Genomic DNA, 18,029 nt, shown 5'->3' on the forward strand with positions numbered 1-18,029 from the left:
CCCGGCAGCCCCGCCGCCAGAAGTTCACCGACCGTACGTTTGGGTGACACCGGCGCCGAGATGGCGGATCAGCGCCCCCACCACGGCGGCCGGCACGGTGGCGGACGGGACGGCCCGGTGCACCGCGTCGCCGAGCAGCACGACGGCGCCGACCGCGAGCGGCGTGACCAGCAGTGCCAGGGCGACGGTCAGGACGGCGGGCAGACGGCGCACGGTGGCTCCTCGGGACTCGGCTCCGGGCTCGGCGCGTGCCACGATGCCGCCTTCCCCAACGGGAGGTTCAAGTCCTTTTCGCCACCGCCGAAGAGCCGACCCGCCCCCGCGTGCCCGCCCCCGCCCGCCCGACTCGCCCCCGCCCGCCCGACCCGTCCCCGCTCAGCCCGTCGCGACCCGCCGCCAGCCGGCCCCGTCCGCCGCCGCCACCGGCGCCGCCGTGAAGTCGTACCGCAGCCGGTCCGGCCCGAGCGCGAGCAGCGAGATCGACGAGGAGCCCCAGATCCGCCCGTCGCCGAAGTCCCGCCGCTGGACCAGCGCCGCGTCCTCGTCCGGCGCCAGTCCGTCACCCGCGACGATCGGCAGCCACCCGCCCCAGGCCCGCGCGGTCGGCCCGTCGCCGGCCGGTTCGGGCCGGGGCGCGGCGGTGAAGCGGGCCCGGAAGTGGCCGGCGCGGGCGGCCATGAGCGCGCCGATCCGCGCGGAGGCGGGGCGGTTGGCGGCCAGGCCCTCCAGCCCGTCGTTGAGCACCACGCTGAGCCCGGCGGGCAGGTCGCGCTCCTCCAGCCGGCCGTCGCCCCAGCTGGCGACCCGGGCGCCGTCCGGCCGGGCCAGCACCAGGTGGAACGGGTCGTACGGGGTGAGGTCGAGGTGGCCGATCCCGCCCTCCGTGACGGCGGTGAGCGGCAGCCGGCCCCGGGTGCGCCGGGAGTCGGCGGGGGCGAGCGGGCCGAAGCCGTTCAACAGGCAGGCGGCGGTCCGCCGGGCGGGGTCGACGGCCAGCCAGGTGCCGCCGGCCGCGAGGTCCAGGCCGCCGAGCAGCCCGGGCCGGTCCGGCCAGTGGTGGTCCGGCGGCAGCCAGGCACGGCCCAGGTACTCGTCCCGGACGGACAGCAGCAGTACCGGGACGGCGGCTCCCGGTTCGATGCTGACGAACGCCGTGCACACGACCCTGATCCCCTGACCTCGTCCTGTCAGCGATGTCCTGCCAGCGATCCTCGCACGAACGTTCGGGTGCCGGAAGTGGCCCACGGAACCGGGTGTCGAATGCACCAGAGCGGCGGGCCACCGCGCTTCTAGGCTGGCGTTCATGACGACGAACGAGACCCTGCCGACCCCCGGGGGAGCGGCCGCCGCGCACGTGCCCGCCCCGGCCCGGCGCATCGTGCTGCCGAAGCTCGCCCCCGCCTACTACCAGGCGATGGTCGCCGTGGACCAGGCCGCCCGGGCCGGCCTCGACCCGGTGATCGTCGAGCTGGTCAAGCTGCACGCCTCGATGATCAACGGCTGCGCCTACTGCATCGACATGCACTCCACCGACGCGGTCGCGCACGGCGAGCGGGAGCACCGCCTGCTCTCCCTCCCGGCGTGGCGGGAGACCCCCTGGTTCACCGCCCGCGAGCGCGCCGCCCTGGCCCTCACCGAGTCGGTCACCCTGCTGACCAGCGGCCACGTGCCGGACGCCGTGTGGGCGGAGGCCGCCGAGCAGTTCGAGGAGACGGAGCTGGCCCAGCTGGTCGCGCTGATCGCGACCATCAACGCCTGGAACCGGATCGGCGTGAGCACCCGCATGAGCCCGGCCGCGAAGTGAGGCCCGGGGACATGACGACGAACGCGGCCGGGACGGTCCGGCGGGAGAAGGCCCGGCTGCTCCGGGAGCTGCACCGCCCGGGCGAGCCGCTGGTGCTGGCGAACGTGTGGGACGCGGCGAGCGCCCGCCTGGTGGCCGCCGCCGGGGCGCGCGCGGTGGCGACGGCCAGTGCGAGCGTCTGCTGGTCGCTCGGCAGCCCGGACGGCGGCGGCGCCGACCGCGAACAGGTGCTGGCCCGGACCGCCGAGGTGGTCCGGTCGGTCGACCTGCCGGTCACCGCCGACCTGGAGAGCGGCTACGCGGACACCGCCGCCGGGGTCGGCGGGACCGTCACCGAGCTGCTCGCCACCGGCGCCGTCGGGGTGAACCTGGAGGACGGCGGACGCCCCCTGGCCGAGGCCGCCGAGCGGATCGCGGCGGCCCGGGCGGCGGCCGACGCGGCCGGTGTCCCGCTCGTCGTCAACGGGCGCACCGACGTGTTCCTGCTGGGGACCGGCGCCCCGGAGGGCCGGCTGGACGAGGCGGTCCGCCGGCTGCGGGCGTACGTCGAGGCGGGCGCGGACGTCGTGTTCGCCCCCGGCGTGGCCGACCCGGAGACCATCGCCGCCCTGGTCGCGGCCGTCCCGGCGCCGCTGAACGTGCTGGCCGGCCCGGGCTCCCCGTCGGTCGCCGAACTGGCGAAGCTCGGCGTGGCCCGGATCAGCCTCGGCCCGGGCCTGGCCAAGGCGGCGTACGCGGCGGTCCGCCGGGCCGCCGAGGAGGTCTACGCGAGCGGCACCTACACCGCCCTGGACGGCGGGCTGACCTACCCGGAGCTCAACGGGCTCTTCACGGGCTGAGCACCGGAGCCCGGGCGGCCGGCCGTACGGGGGTCGGCCGGCCGCCCGGGGCGTCAGCCGAGGGCGCGGTCGACCAGGTTGCCGACGTTGCCGTCGCCGCAGTGGCGCACGTGGTCGTCCACGTGCTCGCCGAGCGAGCCGCCGCCGAGCACCGGCACCAGGGCCACCTCCGACAGGCAGACGGCGGCGGCGGTGGGGCCCCAACTCTGTGCCGGGCCGGACCCGTTGCCGGTCCCGCCGCTGTCGCCGCCGGCGGACGCGAACGCGGGCGCGGCCGGAACGGCCAGGGACAGCACGGCGAGCGCGAGGGCGAGCGGCCCGACCCCCACCCCCGTCAGCCGATCTGCCCGCTGAGCCCCGGGTGGCTCATCTGGTTGGTGCCGACGGCCTCCACCTCGTTGGCGGTGTGCCCGACCACCGGGAGCTTGCCCGCGGTCTGCAGGGCGAGGTCGGCGGGGGAGAGGTTGAGGCCGTCGGTCAGGCCGCCGGTGGCGTCCGGCGAGGTGGCGGTCTGGGTGGTGGCGGAGGCCGCCGGGGCGGCGAGGGCGAGGCCCGCCATGGTGAGGGCGGCCAGGGCGGCGAGCTTCCGCACGCCGCGCTTCTTCGTGCCGTGGTCCGTGGTGCCGTGGTTCGTCATGCACTGCCGAACGACCCGGCCGCCCTCAGGTCACCGGCCGGACGAGACGGTCACCCACAGGGTTCGCACGCTGTTGCTGACGAACGACGCGATCGGCTGGTTCGTCCGGCCCTCCGCGAGGGCCAGTCCGGGGAAGCGCCCGAACAGGTGCCGCAGCGCCGTCTCGGCCTCCAGCCGGGCCAGCCCGGAGCCGAGGCAGAAGTGCGGGCCGTGGCCGAGCGACAGGTGCCGGGCGGGCTGCCGGGTGAGGTCGAAGCGGTCGGCGTCGGGGTGGTGCCCGGCGTCCCGCCCGGCCGCCGCGTAGGAGGCCAGCAGGGCCTCGCCGCGCCGGATCACCACGTCGCCGACCTCGATGTCCTCGATCGCGTAGCGCAGCGGGAACTGCCCGACCGGCGAGTCGTAGCGCAGCGTCTCCTCGACCACCGCCGACCACGGCTGCGCGCCGTCCAGGACGAGCCGCAGCTGCTCCGGGTGGGCGAGCAGGGCACGGACGGCGTTGGTGATCAGGTTGAGCGTGGTCTCGTGCCCGGCGACCAGCATCAGCACCAGGGTGCCGACGAGTTCGGCCTCGCTGAGCCGCTGCTGGTCGGGGCGGTGGCCGGCGTCGCGGGCGGCGATCAGGTCGGTGGTCAGGTCGTCGCCGGGCTCGGCCCGCTTGGCCGCGACCACCGAGGCCAGCAGCGCGTTCAGGTCCCGCTGCGCGGCGATGGCCGCCGCCGGGGTGGCCGAGCTGGAGACCAGGGTGTCGGACAGCGCGTGCAGCTCGTCCTGCTGCTCCAGCGCGAGGCCGAGAAGTTCGCCGATCACCTGCATCGGCAGCGGGTAGGCGAAGTGCTCGCGCAGGTCGAACTCGCCGTCCAGCTTCGCGACCTCGTCGAGCAGCGCGACGGTCCTGGCCTCGATCGCGGGGGCCAGGGCGGCGATCCGGCGCGGGGTGAAGGCCTGCGAGACCAGTCCGCGCAGCCGTCGGTGGTCCTCCCCGTCGGCCGTGACCATGCCGGGGACGGCGATGAAGTTGGTCAGCGGCCAGCCCTCCGGCAGGCGCCCCTCCCGGAAGGTCGTCCACAGCCGGGCGTTCTTGCCGACCCGGGGGTCGGCCAGCAGGGTCTGGAGGGTGTCGTGGTGGGTTATCGCCCAGACCACCACCCCGCCAGGGAGCTCCACCAGGACCGCTGGACCGGCCGCGCGGAGCCGGGCGTTCTCTCCGTGCTGGTCGCCTCCGAAGGGGTCGAGTCGGATGGGCTCGGGGCGGGCTCCTGCGGAAGCGACGGTGGTGTCCATGCGGGCCTCTCGGGGGCTGGCGGGCGGGGTGGGGTGAAGGCGCTGTACAGCACCGGTAGGGCGGTCAGGGCCCGGGACCACGGGGACGGCCGCCAGGCCAGCTCGCCCGACGGAACGGCGAGTTGGAGGTCCGGCAGGCGGTGCAGCAGGGTCTCGACGGCGGTCTCGACGATGATCCGGGCCGGGTGCTGGGCCGGGCAGACGTGCCGGCCCGCGCCCCACGCGAGGTGCGCCCGGTTGCCGCCGAGCGATCCCTGGGCGGCGGCGGAGACGCCCTGGGCGGCCGGGTCGGCGTTGGCCGCGGCCAGGCCGAGCACCAGCATGTCGCCGGCGCTGATGTACTGGCCGCCGAGCACGGTGTCGCCGGTGGCCCAGCGGCCGGGGAAGTTCTGCGTCGGCGGGTCGCGCCAGAGCACCTCCTCCAGCGCGTCGGAGACGGTCAGCCGGCCGCCGGTCAGGGTGGCCCGGAAGCGCCGGTCGGTGAGCAGCAGCCGCAGCGTGTTGCCGGTCCAGTTGATCGAGGTCTCGTTGCCCGCGACCATCAGCACCACCAGGTGGTGCACCGCCTCCTCGTCGGTCAGTCCGGCCGGGTGGGCGAGCAGCCAGGAGGTGAGGTCGGCGCTGGGCGCGGCCCGGCGGCGCCGGACCAGGTCGACCAGGATCGCCTGGAACTCGGCGCCGGCCCGCTGTGACTCCGCGCTGCTGTCCACGAAGTGGCTGATCAGCTCGACCAGCCGGGGCCCGGCCTCGGCCGGCAGGCCGACCAGCTGGGTGAAGACCAGCAGCGGCAGCTGCCGCGCGTACTGGGCGATCAGGTCGGCGGTGCCGTCCGGTCCCCAGCTGTCGATCAGGCCGTTGGCGGCGGCCTCGGTGGTCCCGCGCAGCTGGTGGTGGTCGATCTGGGCGAGGGTGTCCGAGACGGCGGAGCGCAGCCGCTGGTGTTCGGCGCCGTCGAGGTTGAGCAGCGTCGGGCGCCAGGAGGTCATCGTCAGCAGCCGGGAGTTGGTGGGCAGCCGGCCTTCGGCGGGCACCCGCCAGCGGCGCGAGTCCTTGGAGAACAGCGCCTCGTTGCGGGTGAGTTCGAGCAGTTCGGCGTAGCCGAGGACGAGCCAGGCCTCGACCCCGGGCTCCAGCTCGATCGGCGCGACCGGGCCGTAGCGCTCGCGCAGCCGCAGGTACAGGCCGTGCGGGTCCTCGGAGACGGTCGGCCCGTACAGCGGGGTCAGCGGTACGCCGGTGGGCAGGCCGCGGCCGGGCGGGACACCGGGCAGCCCGGGGTGTCCGGGCGGTCCGGGGTGTCCCCCGTGCGCGACCGGGCAGCCGGAGCCGGCGGGGAAGGCGGGGGAGCCGTGGCCGGATCCGGGCGGGAAAGCGGGGCCGGGTTCGGTGGCGCTCATCCCTGCAGCTCCAGGATCGAGCTGCGGTGCAGGTGGTCGACGAAGTCGATCAGCAGGTCGTACGACTGCCGCCGGTCACGCGCGTCGCAGAACAGGATCGGCACGTCCGGCAGCAGGTCCAGCGCCGAGCGCAGCTCCTCCTCCGGGTAACTCGGGGTGTCCGGGAAGGTGTTGACGGCCACGGCGAACGGGATGCGCTGCTCCTCCAGCCGGCCGAGGACCTCGAAGCTCTCGTCCGGGCGGCGCAGGTCGACCATGGCGATGGCGCCGAGCGCGCCGCGCGACAGGTCGTCCCAGAGCGGCCAGAACCGCTGCTGCCCGGGCGTGCCGAACAGGTACAGCGCGAGCCGCGGGTTGAGCGTGATCCGGCCGAAGTCCAGGGCGACCGTGGTGGTCGTCTTGGTGGCGCGCCCGGTGAGGTCGTCGACACCGCTGCTGGCGGCGGTCATGGTCTCCTCGGTGCGCAGCGGGGTGATCTCGCTCAGCGACCCGACCAGGGTGGTCTTGCCGACCCCGAACGGGCCGGTGACCAGGATCTTGACCGCGCCCTGAACCGAGGACGGCAGGTACTGCGGCCCGTCGGCCGCACCGGCAGCCTCGGGGACGGCTTCAGCGGAGTTGGCGGAGGCCAACGAGCACCTCTTCCAGGAGGGTTGTGGGCAGGCGTTCGGCCTGCGGGACGGGCGGGAGCACCTGGACGGCACCGAGGTCCCACAGGTCCCCGACCAGCACCTTGACGACGCCGAACGGCAGCCCCAGGTGGGCCGCCACTTCGGCGATGGACAACAGGCTGTGGCAGATCCCGAGGATGCGCCGGTGCTCCCGGTTCAGCAGCTCGTGGTCGGGCAGTTCCGGCGGCTCGGGTAACGCGCTGACCAGGCTCTCCACGGCCAGCTCGGGGCGGGTGGAGCGGCTGCGCCCGCCGGTGATGACGTACGGCCGGACCGGCCCGCTCACCGGTGGCCCCCCGCCGCGTGGTCGACGCGCGGCGGGCTGGTGAGGTGGGTTCCGATCCGCTCGACCAGGACCTGCATCTGGTACGCGACCAGGCCGGCGTCCACCGCCTCGCTGGTCACCACGGCCAGGTGCGCCCCGGCGCCGGCGGCGACGATGAAGAGGTAGCCGCCGCCGTACTCGATGATGATCTGGCGGGTGGCGCTGCCCGGTCCGCCGAAGCCCGCCGCGACGCCGCGGGCCAGCGACTGCAGCCCGGAGCAGGCGGCGGCGAGCCGTTCGGCGTCCTCGCGCGGGATGCCGGTGCTGCGGCCGATCTCCAGGCCGTCGTTGGAGACGACGACGGCGTGCTGGACCTGCGGGACGGCGATGATGTCGGCGAGCAGCCAGCCGAGGTCAGGGGTGGTGGTCATGGAACTCTCCGGAGCGCTGGGGAAGTCGGGGGGAAGCGGGGTGGGAAGGGTCGGTGGGGCCGGGCGAGGTCTGGGCCTGGGTCCGGGCGGCCGATCGGCCACTGGCGGTCCCGGCCTGGAACATCGCCATGAACGCCTGCGCGTCCCGGGCCGAGCGGTAGGGCGGGGCCGGCGGCGGCGCGGGAGCGGAGTGCTGGGCGGGGCGGTTGGCGCGGTCGCGCCGGTGGCTCCGGCGGGGCAGGGGCGGCGGGGTGTCGCCGAGGAGGGGGCCCCGGCCCGGCGGTGGGGTCTCCACCAGGGCGTGGCCGAGGGGGGCGGCCGGCCGGGGGTCGGGGTTGAACGCCCGGTCGTCCGGCCCGAGGCCGGGCACGGTGGGCGGCAGCGGCTCGGTGAGCAGCGCGTTCGGCAGCAGGACGACCACGCGCACACCGCCGTACGGGGAGGGCGCCGAGCTGAGGGTGACCCGGAAGCCGTACTGCTCGGCGAGCCGGCCGACCGCGGCCAGGCCCAACTGCGGTACCTCGCCCAGCCGGGAGACCTCCAGGGTGCTGCCGCCGGCGAGCGCGGCGGACGCCTTGGCGACGGCCTGCTCGGGCATGCCGACGCCGCCGTCGTCGATCTCGATGACGGCGCCGTTGTGCACCGGCATCAGGGTCACGAACACCTGGGTGCTGGGCGGGGAGTAGCGAGTGGCGTTGTCCAGCAGCTCGGCGATCGCGTGGATCAGGGCCTCGGCCGCGGCGCCGACCACCGCGGTCTCGATCCGGCTGCGGACGAGCACCCGCTGGAACGGCAGGATGCGCGACTGGGCGCCGCGGACGACGTCCTCCAGCGGGACCGGCTCCGGCCAGTGGCGTCCGGCCCGCGCGCCGCACAGCACGGCCAGGGTCTGGGCCAGCCGGGCCTGTTGGGCGGCGGCGTGGTCGGCCTTGAGCAGGCCCTCCAGCAGGGCCGGGTCGTCGTGGGTGCGCTCCATCTCGTCCAGCAGCGCCTGCTGGTCGTGGGCCATCACCAGGATCCGGCGGGCGACGCTGAGGAAGGCCCGCTGGGTGGAGGCGGTGAGCTCCTGCTCCTGCTGGACGGCGGCCAGTTCGGCGCCGCGGCGGGAGTGTTCGGCGGTGAGCTCGTCCTGGAGGCGGTCGAGTTCGCGCCGCAGCCGGTCGGCCCGGCCGCGTTGGGTGACGGAGACGGCGTGATAGCGAGCGGCGGCCACGAGGGCGAGGACGGCGAGTACGCCGGTTGCCGTTACGGACCACTGAGTCATCGTCACGCCGCGAATTCTAGGGTGATGATCCTACGAAGGTGTGAACGGATCTCGCCAAGTGACCGGATCTCGTCAATATCCAGTCAATCCGGCCTCAATCCGGACTCGTTCGCAGTCGACCGCCACGCCTGACGCGGCCTCGGGTCGACCCGGCCGGGCCGGTCGGGGCGCGTCGCGACGGCTCGCGATGGCCGATTCGCGTCCTGGGATGTGTGGGGCGTGTGTGCAGGATGTTGCGGAAGGGACGACGTCCGGTGCAGGACCGGCGGCATCGCCACGTCGTCCGCGACGTCCTGCGCGGGAAGTCGGCCGGGCCGACGTCCCGTGGCCCGTGGGCGGCTCGTCAGGCGGGCCAGGCGCGGAGGCCGGTGGTGAGGGTGCTGATGAGGCGGTCCTGGGTGGTCGTGAGGTCTTCGGCGAGTCGGAAGGCGCCGGCGGTGGTGAGGGAGGCGAAGCCGTGGGCGAGGGAGCGGACGGTGCGGGCGGCGTGGATCGCCTCGGAGCCGTCGAGGCCGTACTCCCGCAGGACGGCGGTGATCACGCCGACGAGCCGGGTGGCGGCCCGGGTCAGGTCGTCGTCGTGCTGCGGGGCCTGGGGGAGGGCGTTGTAGCGGTGCGGGCGCTCGGTGGCGTACGCGTGGTAGGCGCGCAGCAGGGCGGCGACGGCGTCGTCCCCGCTGCGGCCGACCGCGGCGTCCGCGAGGCGGTCGGCCAGTTCCTCGGTCACCCGGACGGCGATCATCCGCCGCAGTTCGGCGAGGCCGCCGCTGACGTGCTTGTACAGCGAGGGGGTGGCGACCCCGGCCCGCGCCGCGACCGCGGCCAGGGTCAGTGCTTCCGCGCCCTGTTCGTCGATGAGGGCGAGGGCGTGGTCGACGACCTGGCCGGGGGTCAGTCCTATGCGCGGCATGGCTTCGGGTTCTCCGTACGGAAGTCGGGCGGGGAGTCGGGCGGGGAGTCAGGCGAGTCAGGCGAGTTCGGCGAGTTCGGCGAGGAAGGGCAGCAGGGCGGCCGCGGTGGCCTGCGGGTTGTCGGCCATCGGGTAGTGCCCGGACCCTTCGATCATCGCCTTCCGCGCGCCGAGTGCCGCGACCTGCCGGTCGGCGACCAGCTCGGGCTTGGGGAAGTCGGGGTCCTTGCTGCCCATGATCACGAGCGCCGGGCACCGCACCGCGGCCGTCCAGCCGGCCGGGGAGGAGTCCCCGCGGACGTAGCCGCGGGTGGCGGTCTTGCGGCCCGGGGTGCGCAGGGCGGCGACCAGCCCGTCCACGTACGGGTCGAAATCGGCGGGCTTGGCGCCGGGGAAGGCCATCCGGCGCAGGTAGAAGCCCCAGGAGGCGGGCCAGTGGACGAGCGCCACGCTCATCAGGCGGAGCACGCCGCGCATCAGGGCGCCCGGCTGCGGGTTCTCGACGAAGGCGTCGATCAGGACGATGCCGGCGACCCGCTCCGGCGCGTCCCCGGCGGCCTTGACGACGGTGGCGCCGGTGTAGGAGTTCCCGGCGAGGACGGCGCGCTCGATGCCGAGGTGGTCGAGCAGGGCGAGGAGGTCGTGGGCGAGGGCGGCCGGGCCGTAGTCGTCCCAGGCGATGGAGGACTCGCCGAAGCCCCGCAGGTCCATGGTGATGACCCGGTGGCCGGCGGCGACGAGCAGCGGGCGCAGGTGCCGGTACGTGGCCCGGCTGTCGAGCATGCCGGGGAGCAGGACGACGGGGGTGCCGTCGCCCTGCCGGGTGTCGTCGAAGGCGATCCGCCCGCCGGGGAGGGTCAGGTACCGGGTGTCGGGGGTGGCGGTGGCGTTCATGGGGGCCTCCTCGGTCCGCCGCTGCGGGCATCGACGTGCTGCCGATAGCCATAAAGCTAATGCTAATAGCCTTAGCCGTCAAGCGGGCGGCGCTCGACGCGAGGAGGGCGGGGGGCGGCTCGCCTCAGGCCCCCTCGACCCGGAACGGGTCGTGCTCGCTGAGCAGCTTCTCCAGCCGGGCCTGGTCGACCCGGCTGACGATCTCGTTCGACTCGTGCCGGTCCCGGATCACCTTCGCCAGGGTGAACGCGGAGGTGACGGTGTAGAGGAGGCCGACCCCGAGGAAGGCCCGCGTCCACCCGCCGACCGGCAGGTAGGCGATCCCGGCGGCGAGGGCGGTGCCCGACACGGCGAAGGAGAGGACGGCCTGGATGTGGTACGCGGCGGTGGTGCGGTTCTGCGTCGGTGCGCTCATGGCGTCAGGATGCGGCCGCCCGGTCGGGTCGCACATGAGTAGGAGTACTCAGATGGGTGCTCTGCTTGTGCGGGGGGTCGTTCGTTGACGTCCGATCACCCGCTCCACAGCCGTACCGGACGGATGGCTTGGAATCGGAGCGTCCTAGGATTAACGTTTGATAACGCAGCGCGGTTGTCAACGCCGTACCCAGACGGCACCGTGCGCCGTCGCCTAATCCCGCCGGCCGGCCTCCGGGCAGGTCAGGGAGCCGGGGAACCACGTTCCTTGGGGTGAATCGGCGGGGCCCAGGCCCGGCCGTAGGAGACCTTCCTGCTCCGAACCCGTCAGCTAACCCGGTAGGCGCGAAGGAAGGAAAGGAGCGCGCCTCCGTGGCGTCGACGCACACCCCGGCACACCCGGCCGGCCCCGCAGCCGGTACCCAGCTCCTCGACCACCCCGGTGCGGACGGTCCCGAGGCTTTCGGTCCCGAGTCCTTCGGCTCCGAGGCCGAGACCAACCGGCACCGGATGCCGCGTCAGACCCGCGGCGCCTCCCCGCTGCTCGGCGTCACCGCGGTCGCCGCGACCCTGGGCGCCACCGGCTTCGCCTCGGCCACCCCGGCCGCCGCCCCCGCCGTCGAGGCCCCGGACGAGACCCCGGTCGCCCTCTCCGCCGACCCCGGCCTCGCGCTCGCCGCCCGCATCCAGCAGCAGGCCGACAGCCAGCGCACCGCCGCCGAGGAGAGCGCCCGCGTGCAGGCCGCGCAGGACGCCGAGGCCAAGGCCGCCGCCAAGGAGGCCGAGGCCAAGCGCGCCGCCGACGAGGCGGAGACCGAGCGGGCCGCCGCCCTCACCCTCCCGGTGAAGGACTACCGGCTCTCCGCCCACTACGGCCAGAGCGCCCGCTACTGGGCCAACCTGCACACCGGCCTGGACTTCGCCGCCGACACCGGCACCGCGGTGTACGCGCTCGGCCAGGGCACCATCACCTCGGCGGGCTGGTCCGGTTCGTACGGCTACCGGATCGTCGAGACGCTGCCCGACGGCACCGAGATCTGGTACTGCCACCTCTCCTCGATCATCAAGGGCTCCGGCAAGGTCACCTCCGGCCAGCAGATCGGCAAGGTCGGTGCGACCGGCAACGTCACCGGCCCGCACCTGCACCTGGAGGTCCGCCCCGGCGGCGGCGCCCCGGTCGACCCGGAGCCCTGGCTCCAGCAGCGCGGCCTCAACCCGTAGCGGACACCCGGAAGCCCCCGGCCGCGCGGCCGGGGGCTCCTCCACAGGGCTCGGCGCGCCGTACTCATCGCGCCGCACTGCTCCTCGTACGTCGCGCCCCGCGCGTCACTCCTCCGCGGGCACCTGCGCCAGGTACGCGTCGATCTCCTCCTGGCCCGGCTCCGGCGCCAGCACCGGGAAGTCCTCCACCAGCAGTCGCGGCAGCCCCGGCACCGTCCATGCCCCGAACAGGTCGAGCGCCGCGTCGACCGCCGCCTCCTCGAACCGCCCGAAGTCCCCGGTCAGTTCGTCCGGCATCGGCCGCCCGAGCGCGGTCAGCTCGGCCAGGTTGCGGTAGCTGCGCCGCATCAGGCCCTGCTCCAGCAGCCGCCGCGCGCCGTCCGTGGCCATGCCGACCGACAGCACCCGGCCCGGTCCCCAGCCCTGCTCGTCCGGTTCGTCCAGCCAGCCGGTCGACGCCAGCGCCTCGTACGCGGCCAGCCGCTCCTCCTCGGCGAGCTCGCCGAAGCCGGCCAGCCAGTCCCGCACGGCCGCCTCGTCCGCGACGTCCACCCCGTACGCGTGCAGCAGCAGCGCGTACAGCCGGGGCCAGGTCACCAGGTCGGCGCGGCGCAGCAGCCCGGCCGCGACCTCGCCCTGCCACTCGGCCTCCGCGTGCAGCCGTTCCTGGCGCTTGGCGTTGAGCCGCCGGGCCGCCCGCTGGTGGTCGATCAGCAGCCGGACGGCGTCGCCGTACGCGAGCGGGTCCTCCTCGGGTCCGGGTTGGACGTACAGGTGGAGCCGCTCGTACAGCAGGTGCTCCACCGCGGCGGAGGTCAGTTCGGGCCAGCCGTCGTGCATCCTGCTCCCGCCCAGCTCCAGCAGCGCCAGCACCGCGCGCAGCGGCTCCTCGGCCACCGGCGTGCGGCCCTGCTCGGCCGCCCAGGCGAGCAGGTCGGCGGCCCTGGTGCGCGGGGCGAGCCGCAGGTCTTCGTCGTTCATAGTCCGAACGGTAGTCGCCGGGGGCGGGTAGGGTCGGCAGCCATGGTCCCCGTACGACTCGTCGGCCCCCGGCTGGCCATCCGCGAGTACCACCACACCGACGGCGACGTGGACGCGCTGCACGCGCTGTTCGGCGACCCGGAGGTCACCCGTCACCTGCCCTTCGAGCCGTGCGACCGCGAGTCCTGCGCCGACCAGATCGAGCTCTACCTGGAGGAGGCGATGGCCGAGGAGCGGGACACCTACCGGCTCGCCGTCACCAGGCTCGCCGACGCGGCGGACCCGCGGGACGCGACGCCGATCGGGCACGCCTCGCTGACCCTCGGGAAGCACCGCGCCGCCCAGCTCGGCTACGTCCTCGGCCGCGAGTCCTGGGGCCGCGGCTACGCGGGCGAGATCGTCGGCCTGCTCTGCGAGTTCGCCTTCCGCACCCTGGACCTGCACCGGCTGGCGGCTCGGGTCGAGGTGGCCAACACGGCCTCCGTCAAGGTGCTCACCAGGCTCGGGTTCCAGTGGGAGGGGCGGGTACGGCACGCCCGGCTCAAGGACGGCGTCTGGTCGGACGCGTACCTCTACGGGCTGCTCGTCGACGAGTGGCCGGGCCCGACCGGCTGACCCGTGCCCCCGGCACCGGCCGCCCGGGGGCGGGGGATAACCCCACCCCCGATCCGCCAGGCCTCCGGATGCCCCCCGAGCCGCGCTCCGACCAGACTGGACGACGTCAGCGAACGCGAACGACCGTCAGAACGAGGGGCCGGGGGCCGGGACATGAGCAGCAGCCGAAGCACGTGGGACCACGAGGGTGACGTCCTGGGCGGTTACGGCGCCGACCGGCACGCGGATCCGTACACCGACCCGCGCGCCGACCGGTACGCCGACCGCGCCCACCGGAGCGAGCGGCCGCCCGTCTTCTGGGCGGCGCCGTTCTCCGCGCACTACTACCGCGAGATCGGCTACGTGCTCAGCGGCCTGCCGGTGGCGATCGCCGGCTTCGCCGTCGCGATCACCCTGTTCTGCCTCGGCCTCGGCACCTTCGTCACCGCCCTCGGCCTGCCGGTGCTGGCCGGCCTGACCACCGCCGGCCGCGGCTTCGGCCGGCTGGAGCGGGCCCGGACGCGCGGCATGCTGGCCCTGGACGTCCCCGGGCCGAAGCCGGTGCGCCGGGTCCGCCCGGGCGGCTGGGGCGGGATCACCGCGCGGCTGGCGGACGGGGCGGGCTGGAAGGCCGCGCTGTACCAGGTGGTGATGTTCCCCTGGGCGATCTTCAGCTTCGTCATGACGCTGGTGTTCCTGCTGCTCGGCTGGGCGATGGCGCTCTACCCGGTCTACCACTGGGTCTTCCCGGCCTACACCGACTGGCGCGGGTACCGGGTGTTCGACTACACCGACAGCCACCACGTCCACCACGTCTACTACATCGAGGGGATGTGGCAGATCGCCGGGTTCTCGCTGGCCGGGGTGGTGCTGGTGTTCCTCACCGCGCAGCTGGTCCGCGGCCTGACCAACGTCAACCGGGCCGCCGCCCGGGGCCTGCTCGGCCGCTGAGCGGGCCGCCCACCGCGCCTCGACCGCCGGGCCTCGCCCACCGCGCCTCGACCGCCGGCCCCGACCCCGTCCGTACTCCGGATGCGGTCGGGGCCGGCCCGTGTTCGGATGACCGGGTGGCCGTCGCAGGCATTCCCCCCGAACCCCCGGACGTCCTGGTCACCTCCCGTCCGCTGGACGAGTACTGCGCCCTGTTCGACCTCACCCGGGCCCAGCTCGCCGCCCTCCCCGGGCCGCTGCTGGACTGCCCCGGCGGCGCGGCCGGCCTGGCCGCCGAGGCGCGCGACCTGGGCTGCCGGGTGATCGCCGCCGACCCGGCGTACGCGCTGCCGCTGCCGGTGGTCGCGGACCGCGCCCTGGCCGCCCGGGCGGCGATGGCCGACGCGATGGCCGCCCGCCCGTTCCTCTACCCCTCAACGCTCCCGCACCGGCCCGAGCGCTACCTGCGCAGCTGGGACCGCGCCCGTCGGCTGTTCGCCGCCGACTCGGCCGCGCACCCGCAGCGGTACGTGGCCGCCGCACTGCCCCGGCTGCCCTTCGCGGACGGCACTTTCGCCCTCACCCTGAGCGGCTACCTGCTCTTCGCCTACCCCGAACTCTTCGGCCCCGAGCACCAGTTGGCCGCCCTGGCCGAACTGGTCCGGGTCACCTCGCCGGACGGCGAGGTCCGGGTCCAGCCGCTGCACGACGGGCGTGGCCGCCGCTGCGGGCACCTCGACCCGCTGCGGTACGCGCTCGGCGAGTGCCGCATCGCCAGCGAGGTCCGCCGCTTCCCCCGCGCCGAGGACGGCCGCACCCGCCGCGTCCTGGTGCTCCGGGCCGCCGACCGCCGCCGCCGAGCCGATATGTAATGGTCCCTACTGGCTTTCACCCCTATACTCGCCACATGACCGAGACCATGATCCGGCCGGCCGGAGCAGCCGACGCCGACCGGCTCACCGAACTGATCCAGGCCTCCGGCGCCTACCGCGGCGCGTACTTCGCGATGATCGACGGCTACCGGGTGACCCCCGACTACCTCGCGCGGCACGAGGTGCGGATGGCCGTGGACGGCGCCGACGACCACCTGCTCGGCTTCTACGCGCTGATCCGGGAACCGGCCGAACTGGACCTGATGTTCGTCGCCGACCGGGCCCAGGGGCTGGGCATCGGGCGGCAGTTGATCGCGGACATGCTCGACCGCGCCCGGGCGGCCGGGATCGCCGCGGTCAAGGTCGTCTCCCACCCGCCCGCCGAGCGCTTCTACCTGCGGATGGGCGCCGAACGCACCGGCACCCGGCCACCGCAGCCCAGGACCCCCTGGGAGCAGCCCGAACTGCGCTTCACCGTCTAGGAGTCGCCCCCGGCCGGTCCGGTCGGTGCCACCGCCCCGGTCGGTGCCGCAGACCCGGGCGGCTGCGCCGGCACGAAGGCCGTCACCTGCAGCCGGGACAGGATCTTCTCCGCCAGCCAACTGCGGTCCGACCCGTACGGAATGCCCCGCGGATCGACCAACTGCGCCGCCACCGCGTCCCGCAGCCGCTGCGCCCCGGCGGCCGGCAGCCGGGAGAGCAGCCCCCGGGCGGCCAGCAGCGCGTGGTACTGCTCGAAACCCGAGCGCGGGCGCTCGATCGCCTCCAGCACGCTCGCCAGGTCCGCCAGCGACGGGTCGCCCTGCATCAGCGCGAGCGCCTGGATCCGCCGCCCCTCGGAGCCGTCCGTGAAGAGGTCCCGCACCTGGTCGGCGGTCAGCGCCGAACGCCGGGCGGTCGAGCGGACCTCGGCCACCACACCCTCCGGCCCGGCCGGCGAGCCCACGGCGGGCGGCAGCTGCCCGGCCAGCGCGGCGGGGTGCTCCGCGCTGCCGCCCAGCAGCCCGAGCTGCTGCATCGCGCGGACCCGCAGGTCGTCCGCACCCACCTTGTCGCCGTGCCGGTCGCGGTCCTGTCCGGCGAGGAAGAGGTCGAGGGCCCGGTCGGCGTCGTTCAGCACCTGCGGCAGCGCGAGCCTGGTCACCAGCCAGCCCGTCAGGAAGCCGAAGACCAGGAAGTAGAGCACCAGCGCCGCCGCGAACGGCACCGCGGCCTCGCCGCCGCCGAGCACCGGCGCCAGCGCCGTCCCGAGTCCGTGCAGCCGCTCGCCGAGCGAGCCGAGCTGGGTCAGCCCGACGCCCAGCAGCACCTTGGTCAGCCAGTCCGAGACCTGCTCCAGATTGGTGTTCGGCACGTACGAGCCCTGCGGCGCGTCCGAGCCGCCGCGCACCCGGGGCACCCCGAACAGGAAGCCCAGCCCGCCGCCGAGCACCGCCGAGGCACCGGCCACCACCAGCCCGCCGCCGAGCGCCTGCCAGGTCCGGTCCCGGCCGAGCGCGAACAGCAGCAGCCCGGTCAGCCCCGTCCCGGCCAGTACTCCGGCGGCACCCCACTGCACCGTCCGCAGCGCCGAACCGCCGCCCGGCCGCCGTGCCTTCGCCATCGCCACCCACCCCCTGTGTCCGCGCCGCTCCGCTCCGGAACCCCGCGCCGACTCTAGCGCCGGGGTCCCACCAGGAGAACGCCCCGGGCCCACCCCGGCTACGACACGGGGCGGACGTGCAGACGGCCCGCGGGCTGCTCCTCCGCGCCGGCCCGTGCACTGGCCGGGCGCCGAGGCACCGGGGATGTACCGGTGAGCCCGCGGGCCGGGTGACTGCTGCCTTTCGTCGTCCGTGTTCTACCCCAAATGGGGAGTCGCCCGGTGCTCCAGGAAGTGCTGAAGCCGGAGTTGCTGGGTGTGGTGCATCGGGAGATCTCCAATATCGTGCGGAGCTACGAACTGGAGGTCGGTCGACTCGTCGGAGATCCGGAGTTCCCCGCCCGTGATGCGGGCGGTGAAACAGACGTTGAACTGTTGCCGCACCTCTCCGTCCGAGTAGGCGATCACGTGCCGAGGATCGGTGTAGGTGCCGACGAGTCCAGTGAGCTCTACGTCGAGACCGGTCTCCTCACGGACCTCCCGGACGGCTGTTTCCGGAAGTGACTCGCCAAGATCCATCGTGCCGCCCGGAAGCGCGTACAGGCCGTTGTCGGTGCGTCGTTGAAGCAGGATGCGCCCTTCGGCATCAGTCACCACTGCGGACGCTGCCACCACCAGCCGGTTGGGCTTAGGCGCGTTGGGATCGTCGTAGAACTCGGTCCGTGCCACGTGATCAGCTCTCCGCAACCGGTAGGGCGGCGTTCCACACTGCGTCGAAGCTCGCAGCATAGGTGTCGAACAGCGTGCCTGTGCCTGTCTGCCGCAGGTGCCAAACCGGGGCTCCGAAGGCTACTGGCTCGGACATGCCGAACCCCCGGGTCCTCGCCTTGAGGGTGTCCCGGGGGCACGACAACTTCTGCGCGAATCGTCCGCAGAGCTACGACTCAGGCCGTACGCTCCACGGAGGCGCGCCCGAGAGAGTCGAACGCGCTCACGTGCGCAGTTGCGTAGTTACTCAACTCAGGATCACCTCCTTTCGTGT

The 18,029-nt window shown here is 74.5% G+C and carries 23 protein-coding genes and 1 riboswitch; of the genes, 7 read left to right on the forward strand and 16 right to left on the reverse strand.

Features of this window, described 5'->3' with window-relative positions; genetic code table 11:
* Positions 1–24: 24 nt before the first annotated feature.
* Positions 25–213 (reverse strand): hypothetical protein, encoded by a 189-nt coding sequence (locus AB0Q99_RS15905; RefSeq protein ID WP_363572027.1) that lies wholly within the window; start codon positions 211–213, stop codon positions 25–27.
* 162 nt (positions 214–375) lie between these two features.
* The gene (locus tag AB0Q99_RS15910; RefSeq protein ID WP_363572029.1) at positions 376–1,161 is read right to left on the reverse strand and encodes an NRDE family protein; all 786 of its coding nucleotides are present in this window, start codon (positions 1,159–1,161) and stop codon (positions 376–378) included.
* A 142-nt stretch (positions 1,162–1,303) separates the two neighbouring features.
* Here AB0Q99_RS15910 and AB0Q99_RS15915 point away from each other — a divergent pair, with 142 nt between their 5' ends.
* Both AB0Q99_RS15915 and AB0Q99_RS15920 read left to right on the forward strand, forming a co-directional pair.
* Positions 1,304–1,804 (forward strand): carboxymuconolactone decarboxylase family protein, encoded by a 501-nt coding sequence (locus AB0Q99_RS15915; RefSeq protein ID WP_363572031.1) that lies wholly within the window; start codon positions 1,304–1,306, stop codon positions 1,802–1,804.
* 11 nt (positions 1,805–1,815) lie between these two features.
* Positions 1,816–2,643: an isocitrate lyase/phosphoenolpyruvate mutase family protein gene (locus AB0Q99_RS15920; RefSeq protein WP_363572032.1), complete on the forward strand. Its 828-nt coding sequence runs from the start codon at positions 1,816–1,818 to the stop codon at positions 2,641–2,643.
* Positions 2,644–2,696: 53 nt separating this feature from the next.
* Here AB0Q99_RS15920 and AB0Q99_RS15925 read toward each other — a convergent pair whose 3' ends face one another.
* The 11 genes from AB0Q99_RS15925 to AB0Q99_RS15975 all read right to left on the reverse strand — a co-directional run bounded on the left by AB0Q99_RS15925 (position 2,697) and on the right by AB0Q99_RS15975 (position 10,808).
* Positions 2,697–2,972 (reverse strand): hypothetical protein, encoded by a 276-nt coding sequence (locus AB0Q99_RS15925; RefSeq protein ID WP_363572034.1) that lies wholly within the window; start codon positions 2,970–2,972, stop codon positions 2,697–2,699.
* A 5-nt stretch (positions 2,973–2,977) separates the two neighbouring features.
* Positions 2,978–3,280: a hypothetical protein gene (locus AB0Q99_RS15930; protein ID WP_363572036.1), complete on the reverse strand. Its 303-nt coding sequence runs from the start codon at positions 3,278–3,280 to the stop codon at positions 2,978–2,980.
* A 30-nt stretch (positions 3,281–3,310) separates the two neighbouring features.
* A complete protein-coding gene (locus AB0Q99_RS15935; RefSeq protein WP_363572038.1) occupies positions 3,311–4,444 on the reverse strand; it encodes a cytochrome P450 in 1,134 nt (377 codons plus the stop codon).
* Positions 4,408–5,958, reverse strand: a complete 1,551-nt coding sequence (locus AB0Q99_RS15940) for a cytochrome P450 (protein WP_363572040.1) — start codon at positions 5,956–5,958, stop codon at positions 4,408–4,410. The genes AB0Q99_RS15935 and AB0Q99_RS15940 overlap by 37 nt, the downstream gene beginning before the upstream one ends.
* On the reverse strand, positions 5,955–6,590 hold the full coding sequence (locus tag AB0Q99_RS15945) for an ATP/GTP-binding protein (RefSeq protein ID WP_363572042.1): 636 nt from the start codon (positions 6,588–6,590) through the stop codon (positions 5,955–5,957). Before AB0Q99_RS15945 ends, AB0Q99_RS15940 begins: the two co-directional genes overlap by 4 nt.
* A complete protein-coding gene (locus AB0Q99_RS15950) occupies positions 6,568–6,915 on the reverse strand; it encodes a DUF742 domain-containing protein (protein ID WP_363572044.1) in 348 nt (115 codons plus the stop codon). Before AB0Q99_RS15950 ends, AB0Q99_RS15945 begins: the two co-directional genes overlap by 23 nt.
* Complete coding sequence (locus tag AB0Q99_RS15955; RefSeq protein WP_363572046.1) at positions 6,912–7,325, reverse strand: roadblock/LC7 domain-containing protein; 414 nt, start codon at positions 7,323–7,325, stop codon at positions 6,912–6,914. Before AB0Q99_RS15955 ends, AB0Q99_RS15950 begins: the two co-directional genes overlap by 4 nt.
* Entirely contained in the window at positions 7,309–8,589 is a 1,281-nt protein-coding gene (locus tag AB0Q99_RS15960; RefSeq protein ID WP_363572102.1) for an ATP-binding protein, read from the reverse strand. The genes AB0Q99_RS15955 and AB0Q99_RS15960 overlap by 17 nt, the downstream gene beginning before the upstream one ends.
* Before the next feature lie 343 nt (positions 8,590–8,932).
* A complete protein-coding gene (locus tag AB0Q99_RS15965; RefSeq protein WP_363572048.1) occupies positions 8,933–9,499 on the reverse strand; it encodes a TetR-like C-terminal domain-containing protein in 567 nt (188 codons plus the stop codon).
* Between the two features lie 57 nt (positions 9,500–9,556).
* On the reverse strand, positions 9,557–10,393 hold the full coding sequence (locus AB0Q99_RS15970; RefSeq protein ID WP_363572050.1) for an alpha/beta hydrolase: 837 nt from the start codon (positions 10,391–10,393) through the stop codon (positions 9,557–9,559).
* A gap of 124 nt (positions 10,394–10,517) precedes the next feature.
* Complete coding sequence (locus AB0Q99_RS15975) at positions 10,518–10,808, reverse strand: YiaA/YiaB family inner membrane protein (protein WP_363572052.1); 291 nt, start codon at positions 10,806–10,808, stop codon at positions 10,518–10,520.
* A 200-nt stretch (positions 10,809–11,008) separates the two neighbouring features.
* A riboswitch (cyclic di-AMP (ydaO/yuaA leader) is annotated at positions 11,009–11,167 on the forward strand.
* 12 nt (positions 11,168–11,179) lie between these two features.
* Between AB0Q99_RS15975 and AB0Q99_RS15980 the strand changes: the two genes are divergently transcribed.
* Entirely contained in the window at positions 11,180–12,028 is an 849-nt protein-coding gene (locus AB0Q99_RS15980) for a M23 family metallopeptidase (protein ID WP_363572054.1), read from the forward strand.
* 105 nt (positions 12,029–12,133) lie between these two features.
* Here AB0Q99_RS15980 and AB0Q99_RS15985 read toward each other — a convergent pair whose 3' ends face one another.
* Positions 12,134–13,009 carry a hypothetical protein gene (locus AB0Q99_RS15985; RefSeq protein ID WP_363572056.1) on the reverse strand — a complete coding sequence of 292 codons (876 nt, stop codon included), beginning with the start codon at positions 13,007–13,009 and terminating at the stop codon, positions 12,134–12,136.
* A 42-nt stretch (positions 13,010–13,051) separates the two neighbouring features.
* Here AB0Q99_RS15985 and AB0Q99_RS15990 point away from each other — a divergent pair, with 42 nt between their 5' ends.
* The 4 genes from AB0Q99_RS15990 to AB0Q99_RS16005 all read left to right on the forward strand — a co-directional run bounded on the left by AB0Q99_RS15990 (position 13,052) and on the right by AB0Q99_RS16005 (position 15,887).
* Positions 13,052–13,624, forward strand: coding sequence for a GNAT family protein (locus AB0Q99_RS15990; RefSeq protein ID WP_363572058.1), 573 nt, complete (start codon positions 13,052–13,054; stop codon positions 13,622–13,624).
* Between the two features lie 153 nt (positions 13,625–13,777).
* On the forward strand, positions 13,778–14,554 hold the full coding sequence (locus AB0Q99_RS15995) for a sensor domain-containing protein (protein WP_363572060.1): 777 nt from the start codon (positions 13,778–13,780) through the stop codon (positions 14,552–14,554).
* Between the two features lie 116 nt (positions 14,555–14,670).
* Positions 14,671–15,405 carry a class I SAM-dependent methyltransferase gene (locus AB0Q99_RS16000; protein ID WP_363572062.1) on the forward strand — a complete coding sequence of 245 codons (735 nt, stop codon included), beginning with the start codon at positions 14,671–14,673 and terminating at the stop codon, positions 15,403–15,405.
* A 35-nt stretch (positions 15,406–15,440) separates the two neighbouring features.
* A complete protein-coding gene (locus tag AB0Q99_RS16005; protein WP_363572064.1) occupies positions 15,441–15,887 on the forward strand; it encodes a GNAT family N-acetyltransferase in 447 nt (148 codons plus the stop codon).
* Here AB0Q99_RS16005 and AB0Q99_RS16010 read toward each other — a convergent pair.
* On the reverse strand, positions 15,884–17,008 hold the full coding sequence (locus tag AB0Q99_RS16010) for a hypothetical protein (RefSeq protein ID WP_363572066.1): 1,125 nt from the start codon (positions 17,006–17,008) through the stop codon (positions 15,884–15,886). The two genes, AB0Q99_RS16005 and AB0Q99_RS16010, sit on opposite strands and share 4 nt — an antisense overlap.
* Before the next feature lie 237 nt (positions 17,009–17,245).
* Entirely contained in the window at positions 17,246–17,716 is a 471-nt protein-coding gene (locus tag AB0Q99_RS16015) for an NUDIX domain-containing protein (RefSeq protein WP_363572068.1), read from the reverse strand.
* Between the last annotated feature and the right edge of the window lie 313 nt (positions 17,717–18,029).

This window comes from Kitasatospora sp. NPDC086791 (assembly GCF_040685975.1).
Taxonomy (GTDB): domain Bacteria; phylum Actinomycetota; class Actinomycetes; order Streptomycetales; family Streptomycetaceae; genus Kitasatospora.